Source organism: Prescottella sp. D32 (genome assembly GCF_037287305.1).
GTDB classification, from domain to species: Bacteria; Actinomycetota; Actinomycetes; order Mycobacteriales; family Mycobacteriaceae; genus Prescottella; species Prescottella equi.
In genome coordinates, this window is the sequence record NZ_JARBSW010000001.1 from 1,985,306 (window position 1) to 2,000,282 (window position 14,977).

The 14,977-nt window shown below is 70.5% G+C and carries 7 protein-coding genes; 4 read left to right on the forward strand and 3 right to left on the reverse strand.

Annotated elements, in window-relative coordinates; translation table 11 throughout:
* The first annotated feature begins 18 nt into the window (after positions 1 to 18).
* On the forward strand, positions 19 to 9,318 hold the full coding sequence (locus PSS76_RS09155) for a fatty acid synthase subunit beta domain-containing protein (RefSeq protein ID WP_337456122.1): 9,300 nt from the start codon (positions 19 to 21) through the stop codon (positions 9,316 to 9,318).
* Complete coding sequence (gene acpS, locus PSS76_RS09160) at positions 9,318 to 9,731, forward strand: holo-ACP synthase AcpS (protein ID WP_005512119.1); 414 nt, start codon at positions 9,318 to 9,320, stop codon at positions 9,729 to 9,731. The genes PSS76_RS09155 and acpS overlap by 1 nt, the downstream gene beginning before the upstream one ends.
* Positions 9,732 to 9,841: 110 nt before the next feature.
* Here the strand turns inward: acpS and PSS76_RS09165 are convergent, their stop codons facing one another.
* The 3 genes from PSS76_RS09165 to PSS76_RS09175 all read right to left on the reverse strand — a co-directional run bounded on the left by PSS76_RS09165 (position 9,842) and on the right by PSS76_RS09175 (position 12,341).
* Positions 9,842 to 10,495 carry a TetR/AcrR family transcriptional regulator gene (locus PSS76_RS09165; protein ID WP_013416568.1) on the reverse strand — a complete coding sequence of 218 codons (654 nt, stop codon included), beginning with the start codon at positions 10,493 to 10,495 and terminating at the stop codon, positions 9,842 to 9,844.
* A 107-nt stretch (positions 10,496 to 10,602) separates the two neighbouring features.
* Positions 10,603 to 11,391: an ABC transporter permease gene (locus PSS76_RS09170; RefSeq protein WP_337456123.1), complete on the reverse strand. Its 789-nt coding sequence runs from the start codon at positions 11,389 to 11,391 to the stop codon at positions 10,603 to 10,605.
* Positions 11,388 to 12,341 carry an ATP-binding cassette domain-containing protein gene (locus PSS76_RS09175; protein ID WP_081182148.1) on the reverse strand — a complete coding sequence of 318 codons (954 nt, stop codon included), beginning with the start codon at positions 12,339 to 12,341 and terminating at the stop codon, positions 11,388 to 11,390. The genes PSS76_RS09170 and PSS76_RS09175 overlap by 4 nt, the downstream gene beginning before the upstream one ends.
* A 110-nt stretch (positions 12,342 to 12,451) precedes the next feature.
* Here PSS76_RS09175 and PSS76_RS09180 point away from each other — a divergent pair, with 110 nt between their 5' ends.
* Both PSS76_RS09180 and PSS76_RS09185 read left to right on the forward strand, forming a co-directional pair.
* The gene (locus PSS76_RS09180) at positions 12,452 to 13,213 is read left to right on the forward strand and encodes a TetR/AcrR family transcriptional regulator (protein ID WP_005512123.1); all 762 of its coding nucleotides are present in this window, start codon (positions 12,452 to 12,454) and stop codon (positions 13,211 to 13,213) included.
* 1 nt (position 13,214) lies between these two features.
* A complete protein-coding gene (locus PSS76_RS09185) occupies positions 13,215 to 14,921 on the forward strand; it encodes a DEAD/DEAH box helicase (protein ID WP_084866363.1) in 1,707 nt (568 codons plus the stop codon).
* Positions 14,922 to 14,977: the final 56 nt, after the last annotated feature.

The window sequence follows — 14,977 nt, forward strand, 5'->3', positions numbered from 1 at the left end:
GGAGAGGACACAACTTCAGTGACGATCGACGACACTGCAGGAAACGGACGAACCTCGAAGGAGCAGAGCCAGTTCGGTGCTGATCGGACTCCGGTCCGTTCCGCGGCGCAGGGACCCCTCGTGGACCGTCTGCGTGCCGGCGAGCCGTACGCGCTCGCGTTCGGTGGGCAGGGTGCCCCGTGGCTGAGCGCACTGGCCGAACTGACCCGCGACAGCGGTCTGGAGCCGACGCTCACGGAGCTCGTGAACGAGGCTGCCGCGATGCTCGAGCCGGTCGCGCAGGATCTCCTCGTCGTCCGCCCGGTCGGTTTCGATCCGATCGCGTGGATTCTGGAACAGGAACTCGCCGACGACGAGACCGCGCCCGCGGGACCGTCCGAGGCTGCCCTGACGTCGGCCGCGGTCTCGCTGCCCGGCGTCTTCCTCACCCAGCTGGCCGCGCTGCGCGCGCTGCAGCAGCAGGGCCTCGACCCCGCGGTGAACGCCCCGGTCGCCACCATCGGCCACTCGCAGGGCCTGATCGCCGCCGCTGCCGTCGCAGGCGGCGGTGCCGCGGACGGCGCGCTGCTCGCAACCGCCCAGCTCATCGGTGCCGCTGCGGGTCTCGTCGGCCGTCGCCGCGGAATCATCGCCGGTGCCGACCGCTCGCCGATGCTGGCCGTCTCCAACGTCGACCCCGAGCGGTTGGCCGTCATCGTCGCCGAGCTGGCCGAGGGCCAGACGGCCGAGCGCGCCGCCGTCCTGGCGATCCGCAACGGGCGTCGTCGCGTCGTGCTGTCGGGCCCGCCGGCTCAGCTCGCACGGGTCCAGCAGCGCTGCGAGCAGATCGCAGCCGACGAGGCCCGTGAACGCGATGCCAAGACCCGTGGTGGCGCAGTCTTCTCGCCTGTCTTCGAGTCGCTCTCGGTCGAGATCGGCTTCCACCACCCCGCGCTGGCCGAGGCCGTCGACATCATCGGTGGTTGGGCCACCCGTTGTGGTCTCGACGCCGACCAGGTGCGCGCGCTCGCGCAGGCCGTCCTCGTCGACCCGGTCGACTGGGTCGACGCCGTCGAAGGCGCCGTCGAGTCCGGCGCTCGCTGGATCCTGGACCTCGGACCCGGCGATCTGCTCACCCGCATGACGTCCGCGGGCCTGCGCGGCCACGGCGTCGGCATCCTCGCCGCCTCCACCCGCGGTGGCCACCGCAACCTGCTCACCCCCGGTGCCACCCCCGAGGTCGCTCGGGCGTGGACGGAGTTCGCGCCCAAGGCCGTTACCCTGCCCGACGGCCGCGTCGCCGTCGAGACCGCGTTCACGAAGCTCACCGGACGCTCGCCGATCCTGCTCGCGGGCATGACCCCCACCACCGTCGATCCCGCGATCGTCGCTGCCGCCGCGAACGCCGGCCACTGGGCCGAGCTCGCCGGTGGCGGCCAGGTCACAGAGCAGATCTTCGCCGACAACGTCGAGGGCCTGAAGGGGCTGCTCGAGCCGGGCCGCGCCGTCCAGTTCAACTCGATGTTCCTGGACCCGTACCTGTGGAAGCTGCACGTGGGTGGCAAGCGCCTCGTCCCGCGGGCCCGCGCCGCGGGCGCACCGTTCGACGGCGTCGTCGTCACCGCCGGCATCCCCGAGCTCGACGAAGCCGTCACGATCATCGACGAGCTGACCGAGGCCGGCTTCAGCTACGTCGCGTTCAAGCCGGGCACCGTCGCGCAGATCCGCTCGGTGATCCGCATCGCGAACGAGGTCCCGGACTTCCCGGTCATCGTCCACATCGAGGGCGGCCGCGCCGGTGGCCACCACTCGTGGGAGGACCTCGACGACCTGCTGCTCGCCACGTACGCCGAGCTGCGCACCCGCGACAACCTCGTGCTGTGTGTCGGCGGCGGCATCGGCACCCCCGAGCGGGCCGCCGACTACCTGACCGGACGCTGGGCCACCGAGCACGGGTTCCCGGCGATGCCGCTCGACGGCATCCTCGTCGGCACCGCCGCGATGGCGACGCTCGAGGCCACCACCTCGCCCGACGTCAAGCAGATGCTCGTCGACACCCCCGGCACCCCCGACTGGGTCGGTGCGGGAACCGCGCAGGGCGGCATGGCTTCCGGCCGCAGCCAGCTCGGTGCCGACATCCACGAGATCGACAACGCCGCGTCGCGCACGGGCCGTCTGCTCGACGAGGTCGCCGGTGACGCCGACGCCGTCGCGGCCCGCCGCGACGAGATCATCGCCGCGCTCGACGTGACCGCCAAGCCGTACTTCGGCGACGTCGCCTCGATGACCTACCAGCAGTGGCTGCGCCGCTACCTGGAGCTGGCCGTGGGCGTCGACTCCGCGCAGGCGTTCGACTGCGGCGGCGACGTGCAGGACGCGATCGTCGACGCCACGCAGTCGGTGTGGCTGGACGTGTCGTGGCGGGATCGCTTCGGCGAGATGCTGCAGCGCGCCGAGGCCCGACTGCACCGCAACGACCGCGGCCCCATCCAGACGCTGTTCGCGGACCCTGCGACGCTGGACCAGCCCTTCGCAGCGCTCTGCGCTCTCGAGGCGGCGTACCCCGACTACGCCACCACGGTGCTGCACCCGGCGGACGTCCCGTTCTTCGTCGCGCTGTGCAAGACCCCCGGCAAGCCGGTCAACTTCGTTCCCGTCGTCGACGGTGACGTCCGACGCTGGTGGCGTTCGGATTCGCTGTGGCAGGCCCACGACCCGCGCTACACCGCCGACCAGGTGTGCATCATTCCCGGCACCGTCGCGGTCGCCGGCATCACCCGCGTCGACGAGCCGGTCGGTGAGCTGCTCGACCGCTTCGAGAAGGCCACCGCGGACGAGTTGGTCGCCGCCGGCGCCACCCCGACCCCGATCGCCGGTCGTCGTCACGGCGGCTTCGGCACCGGACTGCTCGACGCCGTCCTCACCGCCCCGGACGTCCTGTGGGCCGCGCGCCTGACGCAGAACCCGGTTCGCCGTCTCGGCGCCGTCGACGAGTGGACGATCGAGTCCGACACCGTCGCCAGCCACGACAAGACCGGCGCCCGCCTCGTCGTCGCCGACGACGAGCACGTCGATCTGACCGTGCCGCTCGCGCAGGGCAAGGCCGTCGAGATCCGCATCACGGTGCCCGTCACCGTCCGTGACGGCGGCGCCCCCGTCGTGACCCAGGCCGACGCCGAGGCGTCGATGTCGGCACTGTTGGGTGTCGCTGCGGGGCAGGAGCTTCCGCAGGTGAAGAACGGTGTCGCGCACATCAACCTGGCGTGGACCCCGGATCTGGTCGCCGACCACGCCGGCGTGACCGGTGTGGGCCTGCCCCAGACCGTGAGCACCAGCGGCAAGGCCGTGCCCGACGTCGTCGTCGGCGCGTGCTGGCCTGCCGTGTTCGCGGCGCTCGGTGCCGCCACCACCGAGTCCGGCGTGCACGTCATCGAGGGCATGCTCGACCTGGTCCACCTCGATCACGCGGTCGACCTCGTCGGCGAACTGCCCACGGAGACGAGCATTCTCGTGGTCCGTGCCGAGGCCGGCGATGTCATCGACACCGACATGGGTCGTGTCGTCGAGGTCCGCGTCGAGGTCGGCGCGATGCTCGGTGAGGGCCTCGAGGCTCCCGCCGTCGCGACGCTCACCGAGCGCTTCGCGATTCGTGGCCGCACCGGCAAGGGCGAGCTGGCCGATCCGGCTCGCGCCGGCGGATCGCTGTCCGCCGACGTCGCGGAAACCCCGCGTCGTCGCCGCCGCGATCTGAAGATGGTGGCGCCGCGCAACATGGCCGCGTTCGCCCGCGTCTCCGGCGACCACAACCCGATCCACACCTCCGACGCCGCGGCGCTGCTCGCCGGTCTGGGCAGCCCGATCGTGCACGGCATGTGGCTGTCGGCCGCCGCGCAGCAGGCCGTCGTCGCCGTCGACCCCGCATCGAAGGTGCCGACCCGTCGCCTGACCGCGTGGACCGCCCGCTTCCTCGGGATGGTCCGCCCCGGCGCCGAGATCGACGTCCGCGTCGACCGGGTCGCCACCGATCACGGCGACGAGATCGTCGAGGTCGGCTGCCGCGTCGACGGTGACCTGGTGATGGTCGCGACGGGTCGCACAGCGGCGCCGAAGACCGTGTACGCCTTCCCCGGCCAGGGCATCCAGCGCCCGGGCATGGGCCTCGACGCCCGCTCGCGCAGCAAGGCCGCGCGTGAGGTCTGGGAGCGTGCCGACAAGCACACCCGCGAGGCACTCGGCTTCTCGATCCTGGCCGTCGTCCGCGACAACCCGACGCTCGTCAAGGCGCGCGGGGTGGAGCACCGGCACCCGGACGGCGTGCTGCACCTGACCCAGTTCACGCAGGTCGCGATGGCGACCCTCGGTGTCGCGCAGGTCGCTGAACTCCGCGAGTCCGGCGCGTTCGTCGAGGGCTCCTACCTGGCCGGTCACTCGGTCGGCGAGTACAACGCCCTCACCGCGGTCGCCGGCGTGCTGCCGCTCGAGGCGCTCCTCGAGGTGGTCTTCCAGCGTGGATCGGCAATGCACGAACTGGTGCCCCGCGACGGTGCGGGCCGCAGCGACTACCGCATGGCCGCGATCCGCCCGTCGCAGATCGGCGTCGCCGACGACGAGCTGCAGGCGTTCGTGGGCGGTGTCGCCGAGGCGACCGGGGAATTCCTGCAGATCGTCAACCTCAACCTCAAGGGTTCGCAGTACGCGATCGCCGGCACGGTCAAGGGGCTCGAGGCGCTCGAGCGTGAGATCGACATCCGCCGTGAGGCGTTCGGTGGCAAGCGCGCGTTCATCCTGGTGCCCGGCATCGACGTGCCGTTCCACTCGACCGTCCTGCGCGGCGGCGTGGACGACTTCCGCGCCAAGCTCGACGAGCTGCTGCCGCAGGACATCGACCCGTCGCTGCTGATCGGCCGCTACATCCCGAACCTCGTTCCCCGGCTGTTCAACCTGGGTCGCGACTTCGTCCAGGAGATCGCCGACCTGGTGCCGTCCGAGCAGCTGCAGGCGGTACTGGCGGACTTCGACAGCTGGAGCGAGCGTCCCGTCGCGCTGACCCGCGTCATCCTCGTCGAGCTGCTGGCGTGGCAGTTCGCGAGCCCGGTCCGCTGGATCGAGACGCAGGACCTGCTGTTCACCGACGAGGCCGACGGCGGACTCGGTGTCGAGCGATTCGTCGAGATCGGTCTGGGGGCTACCCCGACCGTCGCGAACCTGGCGTCGCAGACCCTCAAGCTGGACGAGCACGCGAACACCAAGGTCGAGGTGCTCAACATCGAGCGCGAGGCGTCGATCGTCTACAGCACCGACGTCGATCCGGCGCCGGTGGAGGACGACGAGCCCGTGGAAAGTGCCGCGCCTGCCGCGGCTCCGGCTGCTGCTGCTCCCGTCGCGGCCCCGGCCGCACCCACCGGTGGTCCGCGCCCCGACGACATCGCGTTCAAGGCCGCCGACGCCACCAAGGTGCTCATCGCGCTCTGGACCAAGCTGCGCCCGGACCAGATCGGTCCCGCCGACACCATCGAGGCGTTGTGCGACGGCGTGTCCTCGCGCCGCAACCAGCTGCTCGTCGACCTCGGGTCGGAGCTGTCGCTCGGTGCCATCGACGGCGCCGCCGACGCCGACATGGGATCGCTCGCGGTCACGGTCGATCGCCTGGCCCGCACGTACAAGCCGTTCGGCCCGGTGCTGTCCGACTCGATTGGCGATCACCTGCGCAAGGTCTTCGGTCCGTCCGGCAAGCGTCCGGCCGCCATCGCGGATCGCGTCAAGAAGGTCTGGGAGCTCGGCGACGGCTGGGCCACCCACGTGACCGCCGAGGTGGCCCTCGGTACCCGTGACGGCTCGAGCGTCCGCGGTGGCGCGATGGGCGGGCTGCACGAGGGTGCTGTCGCCGACGGTGCTGCCGTCGACGCCCTCGTCGACGCCGCCGTCCAGGCCGTCGCATCCCGCCGCGGCGTGGCCGTCTCCATGCCGGCTGCCGGCGGGGGAGCGGGCGGAACCGTCGACGCTGCCGCGCTCGGTGAGTTCACCGAGGCCATCACCGGCCGCAACGGCGTGCTGGCCTCGGCCGCACGTCTGGTGCTCGAGCAGCTCGGCTTCAGCGAGTCGGCCGCTGCCGCGGTCGCCGCGGACGACACCGCGCTCGTCGACCTCGTGTCGGCCGAGCTCGGCTCCGATTGGCCGCGCCTGGTCGCCCCGGCGTTCGACGCCAAGAAGGCCGTCCTGATCGACGACCGCTGGGCCACCGCCCGCGAGGACCTCGCACGCGGCTGGACCGGTGAGATCGACCTGACCGTCGAGCGTTTCGACGGCGCCGGTGCCGCCGTGGCCGCCCACGCGCAGTGGTGGCAGCAGCGCGCCACCGCGGAGGGCCGCACGACGCTGGCCGAGCTGTACGGCCGCATCGCAAAGGTCGCGGTCGCCCCGATCGAGGAGACCGGGCAGTACACCGGTGAGATCGCGGTCGTCACCGGTGCCAGCAAGGGCTCGATCGCCGCATCGGTCGCCGGCAGGCTGCTCGGCGGCGGCGCGACGGTCGTCGTGACCACCTCGCGCCTCGACAGCGACCGACTCGGCTTCTACCGCAAGCTCTATGCCGCGAACGCCCGCGCCGGTGCCGCCCTGTGGGTGGTGCCCGCGAACATGGCGTCGTACAGCGACGTCGACGCGCTGGTCGAGTGGGTCGGCAATGTCCAGACCGAAACGGCCGGTGGCGCGAAGAAGCTCGTCAAGGAGGCGATGACGCCGACGATGCTGTTCCCGTTCGCCGCACCGCGAGTGGCCGGCGAGCTGTCCGACGCGGGTGCCCGCGCCGAGATGGAGATGCGGGTCCTGCTGTGGTCGGTGGAGCGCCTGATCGGCGGACTGTCGCAGATCGGCTACGACCGTGACGTCGACACCCACCTGCACGTCGTGCTGCCCGGCTCGCCGAACCGCGGCCTGTTCGGCGGCGACGGTGCCTACGGCGAGTCGAAGGCGGCGCTCGACGCGGTAGTCGGACGCTGGTCGGCCGAGCGCACGTGGGCCGAGCGGGTCACGCTCGTTCACGCGTTGATCGGTTGGGTGCGCGGGACCGGCCTCATGGGCGGCAACGACCCGATGGTCGAGGCCGTCGAGGCCAAGGGTGTGCGCACCTGGTCCACCGACGAGATGGCGACCGAGCTGCTGCTCTCGTGCACCCCGGAGGTCAAGCGCGCCGCTGCGGACGCGCCGCGCCTGGTGGATCTCACCGGCGGGCTCGCCGAGGTGGACCTGGACCTGCCGGCGCTCGCGAAGGAGGCCGCCGAGGCGGCCGAGGCTGCGGGCAAGGCCGAGGACGAGGCGTCGAAGGACGCGAATTCCATTGCCGCCCTGCCTGCTCCGCCGCGGATCGTCGACGCGCTCGACGCCCCGTCCTGGCCCGAGCTGGATGTCGACCCGGCCGACCTGGTCGTCATCGTCGGCGCCGGTGAGCTCGGCCCGTACGGCTCCGCGCGCACCCGCTTCGAGATGGAGGTCGACGAGCAGCTGTCGGCGGCCGGCGTGCTCGAGCTGGCGTGGAACACCGGAATGGTTGCGTGGGAGAACGATCCCAAGCCGGGCTGGTACGACGTCGAGAGCGGCGATCTGGTTCCCGAGGAAGAGATCGCCGAGCGTTACCACGACGCTGTCGTCGAGCGTTGCGGCATCCGCACCTACGGCGACGAGGGCGCGATGGTCGACAACACGGCGCCGCTGCTGACGTCGGTGTTCATCGACAAGGACCTGTCCTTCGTGGTCGGCTCCGAGGCGGAGGCCCGTGCGTTCGTCGATTCCGACCCGGAGAACACCGTCGCGGCGGTGGACCCGGAGAGCGGCGACTGGACCGTCACCCGCAAGGCCGGCACCGAGATCCGCGTGCCGCGCAAGGTCAAGCTGACCCGCACGGTCGGCGGCCAGATCCCGACCGGATTCGACGTCACCAAGTGGGGTATCCCCGCCGACATGGCCGGCTCCGTGGACCGCGTCGGGCTGTGGAACATCGTCACCACCGTCGACGCGTTCCTCACCGGCGGCTTCACCCCGTCCGAGCTGCTGCGCTGGGTGCACCCGGCGTTCGTCGCCAACACGCAGGGCACGGGCATGGGCGGCATGACGTCGATGCGCTCGCTGTACATCGACACACTGCTCGGCGAGTCCCGCGCGAACGACATCCTGCAGGAGGCCCTGCCGAACGTCATTGCGGCGCACGTCGTGCAGTCGTACGTCGGCGGCTACGGCGCGATGGTGCACCCGGTCGCGGCGTGCGCCACGGCCGCGGTCTCCGTCGAGGAGGGCGTCGACAAGATCAAGCTCGGCAAGGCCAAGCTGGTCGTGGCCGGCGGCTTCGACGACCTGGGTATCGAGGGCATCGTCGGCTTCGGCGACATGTCGGCGACCGCCAAGTCGGACGAGATGGCCGCGAAGGGCATTGCCGACAACCGCTTCTCGCGGGCCAACGATCGACGTCGCGGCGGCTTCGTGGAGTCGGCCGGCGGTGGCACGATCCTGCTCGCTCGCGGTGATCTCGCGCTCGAGATGGGCCTGCCGGTCCTCGGCGTGGTCGCGTGGGCCGGCTCCTTCGCCGACGGCGTCCACACCTCGATCCCGGCTCCCGGCATCGGTGCCCTCGGCGCCGGTCGCGGGGGACAGGATTCGCAGCTCGCGCTGTCGCTCAACGCGCTCGGTATCACTGCCGACGACATCTCGGTGGTCTCCAAGCACGACACCTCGACGGCGGCGAACGATCCGAACGAGGCCGAACTGCACGAGCGACTGGCGGCGGCCCTGGGCCGCAGCGAGGGTGCCCCGCTGTTCGTCATCTCGCAGAAGACGCTCACCGGTCACGCCAAGGGTGGCGCGGCGGCGTTCCAGCTGATCGGCCTGTGCCAGGTCCTCGGCCAGGGCGTCATCCCGCCGAACCGCAGCCTGGACTGCGTCGACGACAAGATGGCCGAGTTCTCGCACCTGGTGTGGCCGCGGACCCCGCTGCGCTTCGGGAACGAGTTCGCGCTCAAGGCAGGCCTGCTGACCAGCCTCGGCTTCGGTCACGTGTCGGGTCTGATCGCGGTGGTCCACCCGCAGGCGTTCGTCGAGTCGATCCCGGCGGATCAGCGCGAGGCGTACCTGGCGCAGGCGCAGCAGCGCACCATCGACGGACAGCGCCGACTGGCGTCGGCGATGTGCGGTGGCGAGGCCCTGTACGAGCGTCCCGCTGACCGCCGATTCGGTGGAGATGCGGTGCCCGCCAAGGCTGCTCGTCAGCTCGAGGCGGACATGCTCCTCACCGAGGAGGCGCGCCTGGGTACCGATCACGTGTACCGCGCCGGAAAGCCCGGGTGCCAGTGATGGCGGTTCTCGGAATCGGCTTCGACGTCGTCACGATCTCTGAGTTCGAAGAGCAGATGAAGCGACCCGGCACCGCGATGCTGTCGAGCTTCCGACCGGCCGAGCGTCGGTACTGCGAGTCCCGCAGTACCGACCCGGCGCGGCACTACGCGGTCCGTTGGGCGGCGAAGGAGGCGGTCATCAAGGCCTGGGCGGCATCGCGGTTCGCTCGCCCGCCGGCCGTCGGTGACAACGCCTACGCGCTGGTGGAGGTCGTCAACGATGCGTGGGGTCGACCCACCATCAAGCTGCACGGTGAGGCTGCGGAGTTCCTGCCGAGCGCCAAGATCCACCTGTCGCTGACCCACGACGGCGACGTCGCGGGCGCGATGGTGGTGATCGAAGAACCTGACCCGATCGCGCCCATCGGCTGATCGAGCACGGAAAATACGAGGCCGGTCGACGGACACAATCCGTCGGCCGGCCTCGTTCTTCGTTTACAGGGGGCAGCGGGTACCGGCCACGCGTGCGGCGCGGTACCCGGCTACTTGGAGCGGGATTCCTTCTCGGCCACAAGCAGATACGCGACCATCAGGCGCTTGAGTTCGGCGACCGCGTCGGCGTGGCTCTGCCCGTCCTGTACCGAGAAATTGAGCATCGAGTACACGACGTGGACGAGGACCTCGGCCATCATCGTGCGGCGCTCGCGGGGCGTGTGGGGAGTGAGAGGCGCGAGCATGCGCGTGACCCGCTCGGCGAACTGCTTCTCGTGGATCACACCCGTCGCGCGGGTGGACGGCGTCGACTGCATCGCGAGCCACACCTCGCGGCGGGACGGATCCGACGTCCACAGTCCGGCCATGTGGTCGACGAACGTGTTGAGGAACCGCAGCCAGTCGAGCGACGGAACCTCGCCACCGAACGCCTCGAGTTCCTGCTGCACACCCACCAGGTCCTGCCGGTTGAGTTCGCACACGATCACGTACTTGTTCGCGAAGAACTGGTAGAGGGTGCCGATGGGGACGTCGGCGCGCGCCGCGACCTCCTCGCACGTGAACGACTCGAACCCGACGTCGACGAGCAACTCGCGGGACGCGTTGAGCAATGCGTCGAACTTGCGACGGCTGCGTTCCTGGGTGGGACGCTTCCGCGGCATCAGTTCCTGGGGGTCGCTCTGGACCTCCAGCGCGGGGTCCACCCGGCGAGGGGGACGGCGGCTGGTAGTGGACTCCACGAGCACAGGTTATCTGTCTTTTCGTTCGGATTCGACGAGGTTCCCGCTTCTGGTGTTTCCTCCGGTACCGCCTACCGGGCGGTGCGCCTGCGGTACAGCGTCGTGGCGGCCGCGTACCCCACCGCGGCGATCGCGACGCACCACCCGACGGCGAGCCATGCGCTGTTGCCGACCGGGGTCTGCATCAGTAGCCCGCGCACGGTCTCGATGATCGGCGTGACCGGCTGATTCTCCGCGAACCACCCCAGCCACGTCGGCATGGTCTCCGCCGGCACGAACGCACTGCTGACGTACGGGAGGAACAAGATGACGAAGGTGAAACCGTTGGCCGCCTCGGGATTCTTTGCGAGCAGGCCGAGTGCGGTCGCCAGGTACGACAGCGCGAACACGAACAACGCCAGAACACCGACCACGCCCAGCCAGCGCACGGGATTCGCGGTGGGCCGGAACCCCATCAGTAGGGCCACCGCCACGACGAGGGCGCTGGTGACGAGATTGCGGGTGACGCTGGCGAGCACGTGGCCGTTGAGCACCGCCGAACGCGCGATCGGGAGCGTGCGGAAGCGGTCGATGATGCCGTCGGTCATGTCGGCCGACACACTCACCGCCGTCGTCGCCGAACCGAATGCGGCGCACAGCAGGATGATTCCGGGCACCACGTAGTCGATGTACGCGCTGCCGGTGTCGATGGCGCCGCCGAAGACGTACACGAACAGCAGCATCAGCATGACGGGGAGCGCGAGCGCGGTGATCATCGTGTCCGGGCTGCGCGTGAGGTGGGTGAGATTGCGCCGCAACATAGCCCACGAATCCGCGATCATGGTCCGGCCGTCGTGCCGCGCGTCGAGGGGCGTCGTCATCGGACAGCTTCCTTCTTCTCGGAGCCGGTCAGAGCGAAGAACACGTCGTCCAGATCGGGCGTGTGCAGGGCGAATCGTTCGACGGACAGCGTCCGGTCGTCGAGGCGGGCGAGGATTCGCCCGAGGGAGCCGATGCTGCCGTCGGTGGGAATCGTGAGTGTCGCCGTCTCGGAGTCGACGACCGCCTCGGGCAGTGCGGCGGCGGCCGCCGCGGCCTGTGTGCCGTCCTGGAGCCGCAGTTCGACATGACCGCCGGGGACGAGCCGCTTCAGTTCGTCCGCCGACCCCTCTGCCACGATTCGACCTCCGTCGAGTACTGCGATGCGGTCGGCCAGGGCCTCCGCCTCGTCGAGGTACTGGGTGGTGAGCAGGATCGTGGTGCCCTCGCGCACCAGCTCCCGGACCATGTCCCACATGTCCCGGCGGCTGCGCGGGTCCAGCCCCGTCGTCGGCTCGTCGAGGAACAGGACCTTGGGCCGGGCGACCAGGCTCATCGCGAGGTCGAGGCGCCGCCGCATGCCTCCGGAGTACGTGTCGGCGCGGCGGTCGGCGGCGTCCACGAGGTCGAACCGGTGCAGCAGTTCGTCGGCGCGGGCCCGAGCTCCGCGGCGACCGAGGTGATGGAGTTCGCCCATCAGGGCGAGGTTCTCGCGTCCGGTCGAGAGCTTGTCGACCGAGGCGTACTGGCCGGTGACGCTGATGTCGGCGCGGACCGCGCGGGCCTGCGACGGGAGTGTGTGCCCGGCCACCCGGACCTGTCCTGCGTCGAACGGCAGCAGCGTCGACAGCACGCGGACGGTGGTCGTCTTGCCGGCGCCGTTGGCTCCCAACAGCGCGAACACCGACCCTGTGGGCACGTGCAGATCGACTCCGCCCAGCACCGTTCGCTCGCCGAAAGCCTTGCGCAGCCCGGTCACCGCGACGGCGTGGTCGAGAGATTGTGGGTTCATCCGAACACTCCTCCCCATAACTGTGTATGACATATACAACTGCTTAGACCATACGCAGTTTTAGGATGAGCGCAAGAGCGACCGGGGTGACAGGCAGGAGCACGACGCGGATGGAGACCACAGGGGAGGCGGCGCTGCCTCGATTCGTGGAACTGGCGTGGGGATTGGACGAGTCCGGTCGGCGCGGCCCCAAACGGGGTCTGTCTCTCGACGAGATCCTCGATGCCGCCATCGAACTCGCGGACGAGGAGGGCGTCGCGGCGCTGTCCATGGCGCGGGTCGCCAAACGCCTGGGCTTCACCACGATGTCGCTGTACCGGTACGTCGAGAGCAAGGACGAGCTACTCGAGCTGATTGCCGACCGGGTGATCGGAGCCCCACCGGACATCCCGGCGAACGTGTCCTGGCGGGCCGGACTCGAGACCTGGGCGCGCGCCGAGTACGACGCTTTGATGCGCCACCGCTGGTGGCTGCGCCTGCCGATCGACGGGGCGCCGCTGGGGCCCAACAACATCGCCTGGCTCGAGGCCGCCCTCCGCTGTCTCGCGTCGACGCGGCTACCCGAGGCGCTCAAGGTGCAGGTGGCGCTGAACGTCTCGGTCCATGTCATCGGACGGGCGCGATTCACCGCCGATCTCGTCGTGAACGCCGAGTCGGACAACTACGCGGCCATCCTGCCGCGGCTGATCGATCCGACCCGGTTTCCCGCGCTCACCGCGGCCCTCGACGGCGCTGCCTTCGCCGCGGACGACGTGGACTGGGAGGACTCCGACTTCCGGTTCGCGCTGGGCCTCCTCCTCGACGGGGTCGAACGTATCGTCTCGCGCTACGAGTCCGGTGCCGCCGGCGACGACGCGAACTCGGATTCCTGACGTGGCCGGCCGCACCGTTCGCCGACGTCCGGCGAAGAAAACCGCTCGCAAGGCCGCTTCCGCCCCGGCTCTCCCCGTACCCGCGGCGGGGGAGCGGGTGTGGATGCTCGACGTCCCGCACCGCGTCAGCGCGGCGGGCGCCACCTGGAACAAGAAGCTCCGTTGCCACGTGTACGTCGGTCGTGACCTGCCGGCGTCGCTCGCGCCGTTCGCCGCGAAGCCCTACAGCTACCAACAGTGGCTCGCGGACGACTTCGCCGGGACGCGGGGGCCTTCGGCGACGGCAGCTGCCAAGACTCCGCGCCCGGAGCAACTCGCGGCCGGCAGCGCGATCGCCGACGCCGCGCGGCACGGGATGCGCGGCATGGCTCTGTTCGACGACGTCGGCATGGGCAAGACGATCTCGGCGGTCCTCGGCGCCAAGGAGGTACTCGCGCAGCGCGGCGGCACGAACGTGCTGGTGATCGTCGACCGACCGACGGCGATCACGATCCCGTCGTGGCGTTCGACGATCGCTGCGGTCGGCGACGGCGGCTACCGCTGGCTGATCTGCTCTCCCGACCAGTTGAAGAAGCTGATCGCCGCCAACGGCCGGCCCAAGTTCGCTTTCGACGTCGTCATCGCGGACGAGGCGCAGAACTTTCGGCACACGTCCCAGCGCACCGACTACATGCGCCGCATCACGAAGATGCTCGCTCCGCCGGACAGGGCGCCGTTCCTCATCGCGGTCACGGCGACTCCGGGACACCACCCCGGCGAGTGGCGATACCTGTCGTCGCTGTTCGCGCAGATCCACGGCGAGGACCCGGCGGAGTGGGACGACCTCGGCGCGAGGCTCGCCCGCGCCGGGCTCCCGCTGGCCCGCAGATTCGGTTCCTGGCAGTGGTCACCGGAGGCCCTGGAGCGGGTGGCGTTGCAGGCCGAGGCCGTCGCCGTCGTACGCGGCTGGCTCACCGCGCACGATCCACCCCTGATGCTGCACCGCAACTCTCCGTGGGGGCCGGCACCGATCGACGGGCTCGGCGTCGAGCTCACACCCACGGAGCAACAGCAGTACGACCTCGAGTGGGGCGAGTTCCGACGTGAGATGGGCGTGGCCCGTACCGGATCGGATACCGCACGGGGTCTCGCTGCGCTGCTCAGGTTCCGGCAGAAGGCCGGAATGATCCGGGTCCCGCACACCGTCGATCTCGCCGCGGCGTACGTGGCACGGGGCTATCAGGTGGTGATCGCCGCGGAGATGGTGTCGACCGCGGCCGCACCGATCGCGGAAGCACTCGAGGCCCGCGGTGTCCCGGTGGCACGGATCTTCGGAGGTCGCACCGACGCGGAGGAGCAGCGGTTGCGGTTCCAACGCGGACTGGCGCCGGTCTGCGTGTTCACGACCACCACCGCGATCAGCCTCCACGCGAACGAACAGCTCTCGGACGGCACGTCCGCAACCGCGACGCCGCGGATCGGCCTGTTCCATCAGCCGCGGTACTCCGGCATCGCTGCCCGGCAGACGGTCGGCCGCGCACACCGCGACTACCAGGTGTGCCCGTGGTTCCTGCTCTACAGCGAGGGCACCGTCGAGGAACTGGCCGCCACGACGATGGTGCAGCGGCTGCTGGTGGCTGCCGCGTCCGTCGACGGCGACCTGAGCACCCTCGGGGCGATCGCGGAACTGTTCGGGGCCGAATGGCTGCCGTCCGACGCCCTGGCCTAGCGGAACGCGCGGATGCTCACGCGCGTCCGTCCGGGCTCGTAGGCTCGGAGCGTCAC